At 73.7% G+C, this 16560-nt stretch carries 16 protein-coding genes; 8 read left to right on the forward strand and 8 right to left on the reverse strand.

Annotated elements, in window-relative coordinates:
* Nucleotides 1-140: 140 nt before the first annotated feature.
* Both AB0K07_RS27510 and AB0K07_RS27515 read right to left on the reverse strand, forming a co-directional pair.
* Nucleotides 141-1349: a sialidase family protein gene (locus AB0K07_RS27510; RefSeq protein WP_363759354.1), complete on the reverse strand. Its 1209-nt coding sequence runs from the start codon at nt 1347-1349 to the stop codon at nt 141-143.
* Nucleotides 1336-1851, reverse strand: a complete 516-nt coding sequence (locus AB0K07_RS27515; protein WP_363759357.1) for a sigma-70 family RNA polymerase sigma factor — start codon at nt 1849-1851, stop codon at nt 1336-1338. The genes AB0K07_RS27510 and AB0K07_RS27515 overlap by 14 nt, the downstream gene beginning before the upstream one ends.
* Before the next feature lie 291 nt (nt 1852-2142).
* Here AB0K07_RS27515 and AB0K07_RS27520 point away from each other — a divergent pair, with 291 nt between their 5' ends.
* Together AB0K07_RS27520 and AB0K07_RS27525 are read left to right on the forward strand one after the other, a co-directional pair.
* Complete coding sequence (locus AB0K07_RS27520; protein ID WP_363759360.1) at nt 2143-2484, forward strand: hypothetical protein; 342 nt, start codon at nt 2143-2145, stop codon at nt 2482-2484.
* A 132-nt stretch (nt 2485-2616) separates the two neighbouring features.
* A complete protein-coding gene (locus AB0K07_RS27525; RefSeq protein WP_363759363.1) occupies nt 2617-3003 on the forward strand; it encodes a DUF2267 domain-containing protein in 387 nt (128 codons plus the stop codon).
* Nucleotides 3004-3038: 35 nt separating this feature from the next.
* Here the strand turns inward: AB0K07_RS27525 and AB0K07_RS27530 are convergent, their stop codons facing one another.
* Both AB0K07_RS27530 and AB0K07_RS27535 read right to left on the reverse strand, forming a co-directional pair.
* Nucleotides 3039-4832, reverse strand: a complete 1794-nt coding sequence (locus AB0K07_RS27530) for a hypothetical protein (RefSeq protein WP_363759366.1) — start codon at nt 4830-4832, stop codon at nt 3039-3041.
* 205 nt (nt 4833-5037) lie between these two features.
* The gene (locus AB0K07_RS27535; protein ID WP_363759532.1) at nt 5038-5961 is read right to left on the reverse strand and encodes an LD-carboxypeptidase; all 924 of its coding nucleotides are present in this window, start codon (nt 5959-5961) and stop codon (nt 5038-5040) included.
* Nucleotides 5962-6243: 282 nt separating this feature from the next.
* Here AB0K07_RS27535 and AB0K07_RS27540 point away from each other — a divergent pair, with 282 nt between their 5' ends.
* Nucleotides 6244-6816 (forward strand): GNAT family protein, encoded by a 573-nt coding sequence (locus tag AB0K07_RS27540; RefSeq protein WP_363759368.1) that lies wholly within the window; start codon nt 6244-6246, stop codon nt 6814-6816.
* 7 nt (nt 6817-6823) lie between these two features.
* Here AB0K07_RS27540 and AB0K07_RS27545 read toward each other — a convergent pair whose 3' ends face one another.
* Nucleotides 6824-8302, reverse strand: coding sequence for a glutamate--cysteine ligase (locus AB0K07_RS27545; protein ID WP_363759371.1), 1479 nt, complete (start codon nt 8300-8302; stop codon nt 6824-6826).
* A 183-nt stretch (nt 8303-8485) separates the two neighbouring features.
* Here AB0K07_RS27545 and AB0K07_RS27550 point away from each other — a divergent pair, with 183 nt between their 5' ends.
* Nucleotides 8486-8824 carry a DUF3817 domain-containing protein gene (locus AB0K07_RS27550; RefSeq protein WP_363759535.1) on the forward strand — a complete coding sequence of 113 codons (339 nt, stop codon included), beginning with the start codon at nt 8486-8488 and terminating at the stop codon, nt 8822-8824.
* Between the two features lie 35 nt (nt 8825-8859).
* Here the strand turns inward: AB0K07_RS27550 and AB0K07_RS27555 are convergent, their stop codons facing one another.
* A complete protein-coding gene (locus tag AB0K07_RS27555) occupies nt 8860-9720 on the reverse strand; it encodes an alpha/beta hydrolase (protein WP_363759374.1) in 861 nt (286 codons plus the stop codon).
* A gap of 50 nt (nt 9721-9770) precedes the next feature.
* Nucleotides 9771-10319, reverse strand: a complete 549-nt coding sequence (locus tag AB0K07_RS27560; RefSeq protein ID WP_363759538.1) for a hypothetical protein — start codon at nt 10317-10319, stop codon at nt 9771-9773.
* A gap of 142 nt (nt 10320-10461) precedes the next feature.
* Between AB0K07_RS27560 and AB0K07_RS27565 the strand changes: the two genes are divergently transcribed.
* Genes AB0K07_RS27565 through AB0K07_RS27575 form a run of 3 tightly spaced genes read left to right on the forward strand, consistent with a single transcriptional unit; the run spans nt 10462 to nt 14468 of the window.
* Nucleotides 10462-11586 carry a Vms1/Ankzf1 family peptidyl-tRNA hydrolase gene (locus tag AB0K07_RS27565; RefSeq protein ID WP_363759377.1) on the forward strand — a complete coding sequence of 375 codons (1125 nt, stop codon included), beginning with the start codon at nt 10462-10464 and terminating at the stop codon, nt 11584-11586.
* Complete coding sequence (locus tag AB0K07_RS27570) at nt 11579-13333, forward strand: thiamine pyrophosphate-binding protein (RefSeq protein WP_363759380.1); 1755 nt, start codon at nt 11579-11581, stop codon at nt 13331-13333. Before AB0K07_RS27565 ends, AB0K07_RS27570 begins: the two co-directional genes overlap by 8 nt.
* A gap of 49 nt (nt 13334-13382) precedes the next feature.
* Entirely contained in the window at nt 13383-14468 is a 1086-nt protein-coding gene (locus tag AB0K07_RS27575; RefSeq protein ID WP_363759383.1) for an iron-containing redox enzyme family protein, read from the forward strand.
* 11 nt (nt 14469-14479) lie between these two features.
* Here AB0K07_RS27575 and AB0K07_RS27580 read toward each other — a convergent pair whose 3' ends face one another.
* Entirely contained in the window at nt 14480-14710 is a 231-nt protein-coding gene (locus AB0K07_RS27580) for a CDGSH iron-sulfur domain-containing protein (RefSeq protein WP_363759386.1), read from the reverse strand.
* Between the two features lie 244 nt (nt 14711-14954).
* Between AB0K07_RS27580 and AB0K07_RS27585 the strand changes: the two genes are divergently transcribed.
* Nucleotides 14955-16367, forward strand: coding sequence for a hypothetical protein (locus AB0K07_RS27585; protein ID WP_363759389.1), 1413 nt, complete (start codon nt 14955-14957; stop codon nt 16365-16367).
* Nucleotides 16368-16560 lie beyond the last annotated feature (193 nt).

The following is a 16560-nucleotide window of genomic DNA, read 5'->3' on the forward strand; positions in this document are numbered from 1 at the left end:
GCGGACCCTCCTTCGAGGTGGTGACACCCGGATGACATCGTTGTCATAGATGAGCGTCGAACTCCTGTGTAGGCCCCCGGTCGGCGGACTGTCAATGGGCCGGACGTGTCGCGGGGCCGCCGCAACACGCCCGCCGGTGGTCAGGGGGCGAGCGTGAAACGGGTCCAGCTCGTCGCGTCCGTGGTGAGCAGGAGGTGGTCCGGGTCGCCGGTGGACCCGCCGTCCCGGCCGAAGAGCCAGGCGTACCCGGGGGCGACACTGAGCGCGCCCACGACCGGGCCGTACTCCCGGGCGACCGTGAAGTGCCGCCCGTCGTCCCGACTGACCAGGAGCCGCGCGAGACGGTCGCCCGCCGTGCCACCGCCCGGAGTGATCGCCAGCAGGGATCCGTCCGAGCCGACCGTGAGGTCCCAGTGGGTCTGCGTCGGCAGGTCCGCGCCGGTGTCCGTCCAGGTCTGCCCGCCGTCCGTCGTCCTCCGCAGCCGCATCGCGCCACCCGTGGTCGACGGCTCGGTCAGCAGGTACCCCTCCCGGTCGTCGACCCCGACCACCGCCACCACGCTCGCGTCGGCCCCCACCTCCCAGGTGGTCCAGGTGGCGCCTCGGTCGGAGCTGCGGGCGACGGTCGCTCCCGAGGGGCTCGGCATCTGGTACGTCGCCCAGATCGTGCCGTCCGAGCTGGGGTAGAGGCTGAAGAGCGGACGCCACGACGGCGCCTCGCCGGTCAGCCGGTAGACGGTCCCGGTCGACGGCTCCACCGCCAGTGGCTCCTGGAGAGCCCCGCAGCCGAAGCCGCAGAAGACCGGCCGGGCCGTCGCTGGGAACGTGGGAACGGCCACGATCGCCTCGTTCCCGTCCCGCCAGGTCCGGCCGTAGTCGGTGGAGAGGCGGGGGAGTCCCGCGTCACTGACCAGGTAGGACCGGTCGCTGAGCACGGAGAACCTGAGGTCGTCCACCGTCGGCGTGGGATTGGCCTCGCATCTGGTGCCCTGGAACCGCGCCGCGTCCCCGTCCGACCAACTCCGGCCCCGGTCGCCGGTGACCGCGAAGCGCAGGACGCAGCCGTCCCGTCGTACGTCCACACCGGAGTCGGGACCGGTGAGCGTGAAGGCGCTGCTCTGGTCGGGGCGGGGTGACGGCTCGGGCGGCCCCACCGGGTCGACCCGCTCCGGCCCGGTCACCAGCGGTACGACGCTCACGCCGACCAACGCGGCCAGGGCGGTCGCCACCAGCGCCACCGACCGCTGCCGGCGGAACCGGGCCGTGGCGCGCAACGCGTCCAGGGGCGGCTGCCGCACGGCCTCGGAGACGGTCTCCGCGTCGAACCCGGAGAACTCACGATCGGGCATCGATCCTCCCGGCGTCCGTGGGGTCGGTGTCGTCGCTGAGCAGCGCCGCCAGGGCGTTCCGGCCCCGGGACAGCCGGGACTTCACCGTCCCCGCCGAGACGCCCAACGTGGCGGCGATCTCGTCCACCGGCAGGTCGACGAGGTAGTGCAGGGCCAGGGCCTGCCGCTGCCCCTCGGGCAGCCCGCGCAGCGCGGCGAGCAGGGCGAGGTGCTCCGGCGAGTGGTCGGCGACCGTCGGCGGCGGGCCGATCCGACGCAGCAGCCCATCGAGTACGCGCCGACGCCGGTACCGGCTGCGGGCCACGTTCACCGCCACGCGGCGCAGCCACGCCTCCGGGTTCTCCAGCTCGGCGAAACGTCGGGGCGCGGCCAGCGCCTTGGTGAACGCCTCCTGGACCGCCTCCTGCGCCTCGTTCAGGTCGCCCGTCACCGCGTACAGCTGGACCACCAGGCGCCGGAAACAGCCGGCGTAGAGCTCGGAGATCAGATCACCGTCGGGCACCGCCACCCCCCTTCTTCCACCACTTCCACCAACGGGCGGGGGAGAAGGTTCCGTGGGGCCGTCAGAATATGTCGGCAAAAGCGACGACCTCTCGCCGGCTTACGAGCGGAACGGTGGCGGGTCGTCCGGGTCCTTCGTGATGCCCAGGTCGCGGCCGGACGCGTACCGTCGCACCTTCCGCAGCCCCGGGCCCCCGGCGGACCGGTCGGCGCCCTCCGGCGGATGACACCGCGTCACGTACGGTGGCGGCGACAATCGGAGGCATCGGGCCGCTTCCGGGAAGGGACACCCGTGCCGACCTACCGCCACCCAGGCACCGTCATCACCGACCACCGCTTCCAGGTGCCGCTCGACCACGCGGACCCGACCGGAGAGCGGATCGAGGTGCTGGCGCGGCGTACGGACTGGCCGGACCTGTACGACCCGGAGCAGTTGGCGCGCAACGAGGTGCCGGTCGCCGCCGCGATCTACCACGACGACCTGTACGTCGACACCGACGACTCGTTGGCCACCGCGCGAGCGGTGCGCGGCCTGCGCCCCTGGATCACCAACGAGTACGAGCACGACGGTCTGCGGGTGAGCGAGGGCCGCGTCCTCGACCGGCTGATCCGCCTGTTTCGCGGCGAGATGTGAGGCCCTGCCGGCCCGGTGGCGGAAAGTCCGGGTCGACGGGTGACCCCGTTTGCGGTCAGGGAGCCTGGGAACTCGCCCCGTTCGTCCGCCGGCAGGCCTGACGGCCGGTCGAGGAGACGGAAGGAGCGGCTCATGGAGTACGAGCAGATGATCGCCACCGTACGGCGGCGCGCGGGCCTCGGCGAGAACGAGGCCGTTCGGTCCGTACAGGCCGTCCTGTCGGTGCTCGGCGAACGGCTCGCCGGACAGGAGGCCGACCACCTCGCGGCACAGCTACCGGATCGGCTGGACACGTCCGTCACCCGTAACCCACAGGGCCGCCGGTGGGACATCGGTGAGTTCCTGAAGCACGTCGGCGACCGGGAGCAGGTCGCGGACGCGGACCAGGTGCGTCAACACGCCCAGGCGGTGTTGCGTACCGTCGCCGAGGCACTCGATGACGACGAGCGACACGACCTGCTCGCCCAGCTTCCCGCCGGCATCATCGATCTCTTCGGTGTCCCCACCCCGCGGGGCTGAGCACCGCGCCCCGCGCGAGGGCCGAGCAGGTCAGCTCAGGTCTTGCGGACCGCGCTGGTGAAGCCGGCGACGAAGAGGGTGGCGAAGCTCCAGGCGAGCAGTTGCAGGACCCAGCCGGCGATGGTGAGGGCCTGACCGGCAGCGGTGCCGGTCGGTTGGCAACGGTCGCGGGCGCCGGTCCTGAGCAGTGGGGTGCCGAGGTCGAGGCCGACACCGATCTGGTCGATGCTGGTGCAGGCGGCGGCAGCTCCGCTGGTCACCGGCTTCTGCGCGAGGCCGCCGTGGTGGCCGCCCAGGACGCTGAGCGCGACGGCGACCGCCAGGGTGGCGAGGAGCAGGACCAGGGCGCGCCAGGGCTGGTAGCCGTGGCCGAGGGTGAGTCCGATGAGGCGACCCCAGGCGCGTTCGGCGGCGGTCAGCCCGGCGCGCTGGATCTGGTCACGACGTTGGGCGATGAGGATGGTGCGGGCGTCGCGGTCGTGGCCGGCCGCCCGGTGGGCGGCGGCGAGATGCTGGTAGGGCTGGGCGCTGTAACGGGGAGTGTGCTCGCGCAGCAGGGTCAGCCAGCGCAGCGTTGACGCCGGTCGCGGCAGCCCGCTGTAGGTGAGCCCCTCCAGCTCGATCAGCGGGCGCGCCACCCGATCGGTGTCGAGGCGGAGAGTCCCACCGACCCTGGCCCCGGCCAGCGTCAGCACCACCGCCTCGTCACCGCCGCTGGTGGCGCTGAACCCGTCATCCAGGAGCACGTCCTGATCGACCCGAAGGCCGTTCAGGTCGAGGGCGGGGCCGATCGTGTTCGCGAGTTGCGCCCCACCGCATGCCAGGAGCCCACCGATGTGGGCGCCGGCCAGGCAGACGCCGCCCCAGTCACTGGCGCTGCTGGCGGTGAAGCCACGGTCCAGGGCCACGTCCCGGTCGACGGTGAGACCGTCGCCGTCGAGGACCGGTCCGGCGGTGTTCGTCAGCCGCGCACCGCCCGCGCTCAGCGAACCGATGTGGGCGCCGATGAGCCGGATGGTGCCCTGCTCGCTGGCGCTGGTGGCGGTGAAGCCGTTCGACAACAGCACGTCCCGGTCGACTCGGAGGTTGTCGGCGTTGAGCGCCGGGCCGAGGGTGTTCTCCAGCCGTGCCCCACCGCAGTTGAGCTGGCTGCCGACGTGGGCGCCGAGCAGCCGGACCGTCCCGCGCGCGCTGGGGCTGGTGGCCGTGAAGCCGCCATTGAGGAACACGCTCTGGTCGACCTGGAGGCCGTCGGCGTCCAGCGCTGGTCCGGTGCTGTTCTCCCACCGCGCTCCCCGGCAGTCCAGTGTGCCCACGCGGGCGGCGGCGAGACGAACCGTTCCGGCGGCGGCGTCAGCGGTGACCGTGCTCCCGTCGAGCGAGAGCACCCACGCGGCACAGCGTGTGGCGTCCAGCGCCGCGTCCGCGGAGTCGGGTGCCTGCTCGATGCGGCAGCCGCTCAGGGTGACCGCCGACAGGCGGGCGTTGCGAAGGTTCACGCCGCCGGGCAGCAGGCAGTCGCGCAGCTCCAGCGCCAGGTCACCGGTGACGTTCTCCAGGTCGATCTGGCCGACGATCCGGGCACCGCGCAGCCGCAGGCCGTGCGGGTCGGGCTCGTTGACCAGCCGGCCACGAACCAGCTCGCGGACGACCGAGGCGGAGATCGCGTGGTCGTCGCCCCAGGATCGCATCGCCTCCTCGTCGACCGGCCCGTCACCGGCCAGGTCGAGCACCTCGCCGCGGGCGACCGACTCGATCAGTCGCTGCTCCACCGGACTGTGCGTCGCCCCGTTCCCATCCCGCACCCGCTGGGCGCCCACTGACGTCATGGCACCCATCATCGACGACAGGTGCGCCGAGCGGTCCGCTGCGCAACGCGGCTGGACCGAAGACGTTCGTGTCGACTGCGGCCACGGTCGCCGCGGGTGGTCGGGGTCGTGTCGACCTCGCCGCTCGGGCTCGCCGGTCTCCGGATGGCCCTGACGATTTCCCAGGCGTACGACGACGACGCCTGACCAACCGGCACGCTGGTCGTCAGCGCGGACGGACTCCGGGCTCCACCGTCAGCGTCCCCGCCACGGCGTCGATCGTGGCCCGCGAACCGAGCGGAACGGTGAGCTGGCCGTTGCCGTGGCCCAGTCGGAGCCCGCCGAGGACCGGCACGCCCAGGTCGTAGAGGCGGTCCTTCAGCATCGCCGCGGCGTCCCACTCCTCGGGCCCACCGACGCTGTTGGTGATCTGGCCGATGACCACCCCGGCGACCCGGGACAGCACGCCCACCCGGCGCAACTCGGTCAGCATCCGGTCGATGCTGTACGGCGCCTCGTCCACGTCCTCGAAGAACAGGATGGCGTCGTCGAACTTCGGGGCGTCGTCGGCGCCCAACGATGTGGAGATCAACGTGAGGCAGCCGCCGAGCAGGGGGCCCGTCGCCCGCCCCGGCACCAGCACGGGGGCGGCCGTCTCGGCGGGATCCCGGGAGATGGTGACGGGGGCCGTCGTCATCACCGCCCGGCGGAGCGACTCGGCCGACTCCGGGCCGGTCCGGCTGTCGCTCCAGTTGACCATCGGGCCGTAGAAGGTGGCCAGCCCGGTCTCGCGCCAGAGCCTGCCGTGGATGCTGGTGATGTCACTGAACCCGACGACCACCCGGGGGTCGCGACGGATGCCGGCCACGTTCATCTGATCGACGATCCGCTGCGTGCCGTAGCCGCCGCGGGCGGCGAAGACACCACGGACCCCAGGGTCGTTGAGGGCGGCGTTCAGGTCGGCGAGGCGCTGCGCGTCCGTGCCGGCCAGATAGCCGTACCGGGCGAAGACGTGCTTGCCCAGCTCGACCTCCAGACCCCAGCTGCGCAGGATCTCGATGCCGCGCGCCATGTTCGCGGGGTTGGGAGTGCCTCCGGGCGACACGACCCGGACCCGGTCCCCGGGTGCCAGCGCGGGCGCACGCAACACCCGTTTCGTGCCGCCCGGCGCGGCCTGCGCCGCCTCGGCCGGGCCGACGAGCAACGCGCCGCCGGTGGCCGCCGCCCCGGCACCCAGCACGTGCCGTCGGGACAGGGCGCGGCTCGCGGATCTCACGGTCGGGGTGCGGTCAGTTCCGGAAGTGCGCACAGGCGGTCCCCTCATCAGCATCGATGTCCGCGCCGCACCAGCGTACGACAGACATCGATGGCCTGGGGGGCCGCGAGCGGCGGGGGACAGCCGGACCGGCGCGGGATCGCTAGCGTGTCGGCAATGGAGAGTGGTGACGCGCCGGCGCCCGCGACAGACGATCTCACCGTTCGACTGCGGCCGGTCGCCGAGGCCGACGTGGAGATGTTCCGGCGGTTCTGCACCGAGCCGGGGCTGATCGGGCTGGACTGGTCCGGCTTCCGTGACCCGGGCGCGCCGGCGCGCCGGTTCGCCGTCGACGGCTGGCTGGGCGCTGACGACGGGCGGCTCATCGTCGAGGTCGAGCCCGATCAGGCCGCCGCCGGCTTCGTCAGCTACCTCTCCGGGCGGTACGCCGGCATGGCGTCGTACTGGGAGATCGGCATCGCGCTGCTGCCGGCGTCGCGCGGACGCGGCATCGGGTGGCGGGCACAGGCGCTGCTCTGCGACTACCTGTTCCAGCACACCCCGGCGCAGCGCGTCCAGGCCGGCACCCACCCGGAGAACGTCGCCGAGCAGCGGTCGCTGGAGAAGGCCGGCTTCCAGCTCGAAGGCGTCGTGCGGGCCTGCGAGTTCCGGGCCGGCCGGTGGCGCGACGGTTACCTCTACAGCCGGCTGCGCGACGACCCGTCACCCTGGGACCGGCCGGGGGAGTGACACCCGCTCAGGGGATGGGCCACTCGTGCACCGGCCGGTTGGTGTGCATCAGCGTCACGTAGTGCCGGACCACCTCGCGCAGCGCCGCCGGCCGGTCCAGGTGGTCGGCGGACTCCAGCCGGTGCAGCGTCTCCACCTGCCACGTCGCGCCGTTGCGGCCGGTCAGGCAGCGCTGCTCGATGATGCCCAGCAGCCGGTCACGCTCGCCCGGATCCAGCCCCCACCGGTCCAGGCCGTGGTGCGCCAGCGGCAGCAGCCGGCGCAGCACCAGCTCGGTGACCGGCAGGTAGCCGAGGCCCGGCCAGAAGACCTGCGCGTCGATGCCGTACCGGGCGCAGCTGGTGAAATTTTCCTCGGCGGCGCTGAACGACATCTGCGACCACAGCGGCCGGTCCGACTCGGCGAGCGCCCGGACCAGCCCGAAGTAGAAGGCGCCGTTGGCGATGGTGTCCAGCACGGTGGGCCCGGCGGGCAGCACACGGTTCTCCACCCGCAGGTGCGGCCGGCCGCGCGACACGTCGTACACCGGCCGGTTCCACCGGTAGACGGTGCCGTTGTGCAGCCGCAGCTCGGCGAGGTTGGGCACCTCGCCGGCCGCGAGGGCCTGCGCCGGGTCCTCCGGGTCGCAGACCGGCAGCAGCGCCGGGAAGTAGCGGACGTTCTCCTCGAACAGGTCGAACACGCTGGTGATCCAGCGTTCGCCGAACCAGACCCGCGGCCGGACGCCCTGCGCCTTGATCTCCTCCGACCGGGTGTCGGTGGCCTGCTGGAACAGCGGGATGCGGGTCTCGCGCCACAGCTCGCGGCCGAAGAACAGCGGCGCGTTCGCGCCGAGCGCGACCTGGATGCCGGCGATCGCCTGGGCGGCGTTCCAGTAGTCGGCGAACTGCGCCGGGCTGACCTGCAGGTGGAACTGGGTGCTGGTGCAGGCCGCCTCCGGGGTGATCGTGTCCGCGGTGACCGCCAGGCGTTCCACCCCGCTGATGGAGATCGGCAGGTCCTCGCCCCGGGCGGCGAAGATCTGCTCGTTGAGCAGCGCGTACCGGGGGTTGTGCGAGAGCGTCTCTGCGGTCAGGTGCTCGGGGCGCAGCGTCGGCAGGATGCCGATCATGACCATGTGGGCGCCGATGGCGCGGGCCTTCTCCTCGGCGGCGTTGAGGCTGGCCCGCACGTTCTCCTCGAACTCGGCGGTGCCGGTGCCGGTCAGCCGGCGCGGCGCCACGTTGATCTCGATGTTGAACTGGCCCAGCTCGGTCTGGAAACTCGGGTCGGCGATGGCTGCCAACACGTCGGAGTTGCGCATCGCCGGCATCGACTCCTGGTCGACCAGGTTCAGCTCGATCTCCAGCCCCGTCAACGGCCGGTCGATGTCGAAGCGCGACTCGCGCAGCATCTCGGCGAAGACGTCCAGGCAGCGGCGGACCTTGTCCCGGTAGCGGGCCCGGTCCTCCCGGCTGAAGGTGCGTACGCCGACATCCTCGCCCATGGTCACCACCCTGTCACCGCTGGTCCCCCTAACCTCGCACGCGCCGCGCGGGCGGGGAAGACCCGATGGTCCCTTCCTACCCACCTGCGCGCCCGGTGATCCCTGTCGCGCACCGCGCGGTCCTGTGACGGAACGCCCGGTCCGCACCGCTAGCATTGCCGGCCGAGAGGTGGTGGCGTGGGAATGCGTGAGAAGGTGACCCGGCTCTTCGTCGCGGCGGCGATCGCCGAGGCGTGCTCGTGGCTGGCCCTGCTGGTCGGCATGGTGGTCAAGTACGGTCCGCCGGAGAACGAGCTGGGCGTCAAGATCTTCGGCCCGATCCACGGCGGCCTGTTCATCGCGTACGTCCTGCTGGTGCTGGCGGTGGCCCGGCTGCACCGGTGGAGCCTGCTGGCCACGGTCGTGGCGCTGGCCTGCGCGGTGCCGCCGTTCGCCACCCTGGTCTACGAGCGCTGGGCCAGTCGCCGGGGCATGCTCGACACCGCCCGCCGACCGGTCCGCGAGGCCGCCCCGGTCGGCTGAGCGGCACGTCGCACTGATCCGCCACGGCCGAGCGCTCAGTCGGCGAGGAAGTCGGCGAGTACGGCAGCGAGCGCCTCCGGCGCCTCCTCGGCCATGTGGTGACCCGAGTCGACCGAGGTCGCCCGCACGTCGTCGGCCCACTCCCGCCAGATCGCCGCCGGGTCGCCGTGCAGCTCCACCATGTCGTCGCGTTCGGACCAGACGAACAGCACCGGGCAGCTGATCTTCCGTCCCGCCGCGCGGTCCGCGTCGTCGGCCGCCCGGTCGGGGCCGAGGCCGGCCCGGTAGTCCTCGCACATGGCGTGCACCGTGGCCGGGTCGTGGATCGCCCGGTGGTAGTCCGCGTACGCCTCCTCGCCCATCTCGGCGGATAAGCCGCCGTACCAGGCGTCCGGATCCGCGTTGATCACCCGTTCCGCCGGCTTGTCGGTCTGGCCGAGGAAGAACCAGTGCCACCAGCGGGCGGCGAACCGGGCGTCGCAGGTGGTCAGCGCCGCGCCGATCGGGATCCCGTCGAGGACGCCGAGCCGGCTGACCCGATCCGGGTGGTCCAGTGCGGTGCGCATCGCCGCGTACGCTCCGCGGTCGTGGCCGACCACCGCGGCCCGCTCGTGGCCGAGCGCGTCGAGCAGCGCGACCACGTCGCGGGCCATCGCCCGCTTGGCGTACGCGGAGTGGTCGGCGGTGTCCGCCGGCTTCGTCGAGCCGCCGTAGCCGCGCAGGTCGGGGCAGATCACCGTGTGCCGCTCGGCGAGCAGCGGCGCCACCCGGTGCCAGGTCGCGTGGGTGCGGGGGTGGCCGTGCAGCAGGATCACCGGTGAGCCGGACCCGCCGTGGCGCACCCGCAGGCGTACCGGCCCGACGTCGATCTCCTCAAGGGTGAATCCGGGAAACATGCGGGTGCCGGTGCCCACCCGGCCCGGCCCGGAAACCCGGGCACGGTCGGTCAGGTCAGCGCGGAGCAGGCCGCCACGCCGGCGAGCAGCAGCGTGCCCAGCATCGCCTGCAACAGCAACGGCGGACCGAGGTGCGACCAGAGCGTCGCGGTACGCGGGGTGAGCAGCTGCCCGGTGGTGAGGTTGACGATCCGCTCGATGCGGGGCGGCAGCTCGGGGTCGCGTTGCGGGCGCAGGGTGAGCTGCACGTGGTCGGCCGGGTGCAGGGCGCTCTGCGGCAGGTGGCCGTGCAGCTCCACCTCGCAGAGCTGGCCGGCGGTGTTGCGCAGCCGCACCGGGGTGACCAGGTACTCCGGGCCCTGCTTCAGCTCCTTCCAGCGTCGCCGTGTGCCGCCACCCCCGGCGGAGAAGAGCGAGCGCAGCAGCAGGGCGGGCAGCCGGGCGAACGCGGCCGCGGCGAGCACCGCGACCAGCACCGGTTGGCCGATGCGCACCTCGCGCGTGTAGCCGTCGAGCAGGCGGATCAACCGCCCGGTGACGATCCGCTCCGTCGGGTGCACGATCCGTCGGGTATCGAGTCCGCTGTCCATCTCCACCACCGAGAGTCCGCTTCCGTTCACGCATCGTATCGGCGTCGCCGGTTGAGTGACGTGAATGAAACCTGGTCACGGGCTCACGACCGCGAGGTGACATCCCGGGTGACCCGGGTAAGCGGGGGGCCGAGCTGGAAAGGGGTCGAGCATGCAGCTGTCCTTCCTGCGCCCGCTCTACGACCGACCCGGGCCGTGGTGCTCGGTGTACATGGACGCCTCCGCGGACACGGAGGACGCCCACGAGGCGCTGGCCCTTCGCTGGCGTGCCCTGGCGCGTCGACTCACCGACCAGGGCGCGGACGAGGCCACCGTCGCCGCGCTGGACCGGGTGGTCCGTGGCCACGACCCGATGGCCGGGGACTACGGCATCGCGCTCTTTGCCACCCGCGGCCGGGTGGTGCTCTCCGAGTATCTCTCCGCGCCACCGCTGAGCGACCTGGCCAGCTACGCGCCACTGCCGCACGTGATGCCGCTGCTCGCCCAGCGCGGCGAGCAGGTGGCCTGGGTGCGGGTCCTGGCCGACCGCACCGGCGCCGACGCGGTGGCCGTCAGCGCGGGCGGGGTGCCCCGGCGGGCGCACATCACCGGTCGGGAGGACTTCCAACTGCGCCGGGTCCAACCCGGTGGCTGGTCCCAGTCCCGCTACCAACGGGCGGCCATGGAGGCGTGGCACCACAACGCCGGCGACGTGACCGCGGCGACCGTGGAGCTGGCCGAGAAGGTCGGCGCCGACGTGGTGGTGGTCGCCGGCGATGTCCGAGCCACCGGGGTGATCGCCGCCCAGATGCCCGAGCGCTGGCAGGACGCGGTGGTCCGTACCGACGCGGGCTCGCGGGCCGGCGGCGCCGACCAGACGCTGCTGGACGACCTCACCGTGCAGACCATCGCGGAGGTCGCCGATCAGCGGATCAGCGCCGCCCTGGACCGCTTCGGCGTGCAGGAGGACGTCGGCGCCGGGCTCGAGGCCGTCGTCGGGGCACTGCAACGCAACCAGGTGGACACCATGCTGATCGTGGACGATCCGTCGGCCAACGGTGAGCTGTGGATCGGGCCGGAGCCGACCGAGATCGCCGTCGACCCGGGGCAGCTGGCGGCGATGTCGGTGGACGACCCGCAGCGGGTCCGCGCGGACGCGGCGCTGGTCCGGGCGCTGGTCGGCACCGACGCGGCACTGACCGTGCTGGGCCCGGACGAGGCGCCCGAGCTGACCGAGGGCGTCGGCGCGGTGCTGCGCTACGTCGACCCCAGCACGCCCGGGCGCGGCAATGGCTGAGCGCAGCGTGGCCGACCTGGTGGTGGAACGGCTCCTGGCCTGGCGGGTGCCGCGCGCCTTCGGTTACCCGGGCGAGGCGATCGCCCCGCTGGTCGAGGCGCTGGACCGCACCGGCGGCGACCCGGCGTTCGTCCCGGCCCGGCACGAGGAGACCGCCTCGTTCATGGCCACCGGGCACGCCAAGTTCACCGGCGGCATCGGGGTCTGCCTGGCCACCCAGGGACCCAGCGCGGTGCAGCTGCTCAACGGCCTCTACGACGCCAAGCTGGACAGCACGCCGGTGGTGGCGATCATTGGTGAGGACATCTCCGGGCCGCTCGGCGGCGCCCACCAGCAGATCGGGCTCAGCCGGCTCTTCGCCGACGTGTGCAACCAGTTCATGCAGTACGGCCGCCGGCCCGAGGACGTACCGGCGCTGCTGGACCAGGCGTTCCGCACGGCGGCGGCGACCCGCAGCCCGACCTGCGTGGTGCTGCCCCGGCAGTTGCAGGAGGCCGTGGTGCCCGACCTGCAACCGCAGTCCGTCGGGGTGATCTCGGCGACCCCGGGCGTGCCGCTGGCCCGGGTGCTGCCGCACGAGATGGACCTCGACGCCGCCGCGCAGCTGCTCGGCGGCGGCCAGCGCACGGCGATCCTGGTGGGCCAGGGTGGCCGGGGCGCGGCCGACGAGATCATCGAGTTGGCCGATCGGCTGGGCGCCGGGGTGGCCACCTCGCTGCTCGGCAAGCCGGTGCTCGACGAGCGGCTGCCGTTCCACACCGGGGTGCTCGGCGCGGTCGGCACCTCGGCCGCAGCCGAGCTGATGGGCGGCTGCGACACGCTGCTGATGGTGGGCACGAACGACCCGTGGACCGACTACTTCCCGATGCCCGGGCAGGCCCGCACCGTGCAGATCGACATCGATGGGCGGCGGATCGGCACCCGGTATTCGGCCGACGTGCCGCTCGTCGGCGACGCCGCCGAGACGCTGCGGGCGCTGCTGGCCCGGGTGCCCCACCGGCCCAGCCCGCAGTGGCGCGCCACGGTGGAGAACTCCGTGGACCGTTGGCGGGCGGCCGCCGCCGACCGCGCCGCCGCGCCGGCCGAACCGGTCAACCCGCAGCTCGTGCTCCAGGAGCTGTCCTCCCGGCTGCCGCCCGTCGGCGCGGTCGCGGTGGACGTCGGCTCGGTCCTCTACTGGTACGCCCGGCACCTCGTCCTGCCTCCCGGGGTGAACGCGCAGCTGTGCGGCACTCTCGGCTCGATGGGCTGCGCCCTGCCGTACGCGGTCGCCGCCAAGCTCGCCGCTCCCGACCGGCCGGTGGTCGCGCTGGTCGGTGACGGCGCCATGCAACTCAACGGGCTCGCCGAGCTGATCACCGTCGCGTACCACTGGCAGGAGTGGCGGGATCCGCGGCTCGTGGTGCTGGTGCTCAACAACCGCGACCAGTCCGGCATGGGCGGCGGGCGGCCGACGTCGTCGGACCCGACGCGACGCCGACCGGACGTGCCGTACGCCGGCTGGGCCCGGCTGCTCGGGCTGCACGGCGTCCGGGTCGACCGCCCGGAGCTGGTCGGTGCGGCGTGGGACGAGGCGCTGGCCGCGAACCGGCCGTGCGTGCTGGAGGCGGTGGTCGACGCTGCGGTGCCACTGGCGCCGCCGGAGCCCGCCTTCGCCGACCTGCGCGGCCTGTACGCCGATGGGGAGGCCGCCCGGCGGGTCCGCGAGCAGGTGGAACTCACGGTGAACGCGGAGGGCCTCGTTTAGGCCCAGCCCGCCGGGGCATCAGTAGCGGCCCGAGAACGCTGGAGGTCACATGCCGCAGCCCGCCGACCGCCGCTACGGTCCCGCGCCCCTACCGCAGCCGCGCGGACCGCTCTCCGCGGCGGTGGCGGGGGCGCTGCGGCGTCCGCCGCACGACCTGCCGGCCACTCTTGGCGCCGATCTCGACCCGGCGGACCCGCTCGCCGACGAGGACCTCCAGCTGACCCTGTTCCTCTGCTACGAGCTGCACTACCGGGGCTGGCGGGGAGTCGATGAGGGCTGGGAGTGGCAGCCGACGCTGCTGGCCCTGCGAGCGCGCGCCGAGCGGCCCTTCGAGGCGGCGCTGCGCCGGCTGGCCGGCTCGCCGCCGGTGCCGCCCGCCGGGGTGGCGGCGGGGCTCGCCGAGATGGTCGCGGCCGACGACGGGCCGCCGTTGGCCGCCACCCTCCAGCGGCGCGCCGAACTCGCCCAGTTCCGCGAGTTCGTCGCCCACCGCTCGGTCTACCACCTGCGCGAGGCCGATCCGCACAGCTGGGCCCTGCCCCGCCTCGGCGGCCCGGCGAAGGCCGCCCTGGTCGAGATCCAGACCGACGAGTACGGCGGCGGCCGGCTGGACCGGATGCACGCCGAGCTGTTCCGGCGCACGCTCGACCGGCTGGGCCTGGACACCGACTACGGCGCCCACCTCGACGTGGTGCCCGCCGTGACGCTCGCGACCAACAACCTGATGTCGCTGTTCGGGCTGCACCGACGCCTGCGCGGCGCGCTGCTGGGTCACCTGGCCGCCTTCGAGATGACCTCGTCGGTGCCGAACCGCCGCTACGGCAATGGGCTGCGCCGCCTCGGCCTGGACGAGGTGGCGACCCGCTTCTACGACGAGCACGTCGAGGCCGACGCGGTGCACGAGCAGATCGCCGCGCACGACCTGTGCGGCGGCCTCGTCCGTGTCGAGCCGGAGCTGGCCGGTGACGTGCTCTTCGGCGCGGCGGCCGCGCTCGCGGTGGACCGGCTCTTCGCCGGGCACCTGCTGGACAGCTGGGCCGCCGGCCGCAGCTCGTTGCGCGCGCCCACCGCGCTGACCGTGTCGCTGCCCGCGACCCCGTCCGTTGCCATGGGACCGCTGGCCGGCGTCGCCTGACCCGAGGAGGATCACCCCTCCCGGGCGGTGCCTGCGCGGAAGTTGACCATCTTGTGGGTGCCGTCGCAGAACGGCTTGAGCGCCGACCTGCCGCACCGGCACAGCGCGACGGTGCCGCGGCGGGCGTCGATGCGCTCACCGTCCGGGGTGACCAGGGCGAAGTCGCCGCGGACCAGCAGCGGTCCGTCCTGGTACGGGGTGATCGTGGCGGCGGCGGGCTCGCTCGCGTCCTCGGTGCGCATGAGCCCGGAAATGCCCGCCCTGCCCCCGGCGAAACCCCGGCCCGCCGTACCGGGTGGGCCGACCCGATCGCCCCCCGCCGGCCCGCTCCCGCCGCCCACGGCGGATCGTCGTCGAACGCCGGTCGTGACCGGGGTCCCCCGCCGACCAGCGGATTGGTGCCGCCGGGTGGGTGATGCCCCGTTTGAACCCCATCGGGACGGGAAGCCGGGCCGCGTGGTGAGCGAACGAGGCAAGGTGGGGCCGGTGCACAAGGTGCACAAGGGGCTCACGGCCGAGGGTGCCGGTCTGGCCGGCGACCGGGTCGTGGCCGTGGGCAGCGCGGCCCGGGTGCTGGTCGCCGCCACCGCCCGCGCGCTGCGCGGCCTGGACTGCGCCGACCTCGGGCACACCGGCCCGGTGTCGCGGTTCCCCGGCGCCCCCGAGCCGGTCCGCCGCGCCGCGGTCGGCCGGGCCGCCGGCCGGGTCGCGCTCACAATGGCCCAGGTCGACGAGGTGGACGGTGCCCGCGTCGCCCGCTGGTTCGTCGACCAGTACCCCCGCCAGCGCTACCCCGGCGTGCTGATCGGTTCACCGCACGGCTCCGCCGCGCACCTGGCGGTGGCACTCGGTGTGCCGTGGCTGCCGGCCGGCTTCGACATGACCGTGCACTGGACGGGCGGCGCGGTGGACCGTCCGGGGGCGGCGCTGGAGCACGGCGCCGCGCTCGCCTCCCGACTGCTCGCCGGGAACCCGGATCTGCATCTGCGCCAGGTGCACTGCCCGGCCAGCCGTGGCCCGCTGACCGGGGTGACCGTGTCGCTGGCCGCCCGCTGGCGGGCCCTGCCGGCGGCCTACACGCAGTTCCTGGCCGACCGGCTGACCCCCGCGGCACCGGTGCTGCTGGTGCGCGACGCGCGGACCTGGCCGGTGCTGGAGCACGCCCCGGGGCACAGCTTCCAGGTCGGCTGCCCGGCCAGCGGGCTGGACCCGGTGGACTTCCACCCGGACAGCCACGCGCTGCGGCAGGTGCTGCGCTCCGTCGGCGGGGACGCCGCCCGGTGGGAGCCTCCGGAGATGTCCGTCCCGTCGGGCAACGCCGAGCACGGCGTGGACTCGGGCTTCGAGCTGGCCGCACGGGACTGGGCGGCCCGCCGGGAGCACCCGCTGCACCGGGTCCTGGTGCCGCGTCCGGCCGCGCTGAGCGCCGGGGTGGCCGACCTGTACCGGTACTGGCTGCGCGGCGCCGGCAAGACCGGTAACCGGTTGGTGGTGGAGTGCGGCCGGTTGCTCGATCCGTGGCAGGTGGTGCGGGCGGGGCTGGTGCCGTACTGGTGCGAGAACGCCACCCGGCGCAGCGTCGACGAGGCCGAGTGGTGGCTGGCCGGCAGCGAGACGTTCAGCTCGGTGGACGTGCTGCCCGAGCCGCCCGGGGTGCGCTCGCCCGCCCTGGCCGGGCTGCCGCAGTGGCTGGCCGTGGCCGGGTTCGGCCGACGCCGTCGGGCGTTGGACCGGACCGCCGCCCGTGGCTACCCGGTCTCCTCGGTGCCCACCCGCCGGGCCACCGAGGTGCTCCGCGCCCAGCCGTACGACCTGCCCACACCGCCCCCGCTGGGGGCCGCCGAGGCGCTCTCCGTGCTTCAGGACAGCGGCGGCCACCAGGGGTTGCTGATCTCCTGAGACGGAGCACGCCGAAACATCCTCGCGAACCCGGGGTCCCGTGATTGAGTACCTACGGAGCGGGAACATCGCTGACTGCGACGGCCTGATTGCGCTGCGCAGAGGCGTTGTCGCCCGCTGGCATCCCAGTCACTGACCCACTTTTCCGGCCCGGTGCGTGGCTCGACCACGCGCACGACCGGTTTCCCGATCC

Origin of the sequence: Micromonospora sp. NPDC049301, from assembly GCF_040678715.1 — a bacterium.
Classification (GTDB): Bacteria; Actinomycetota; Actinomycetes; order Mycobacteriales; family Micromonosporaceae; genus Micromonospora.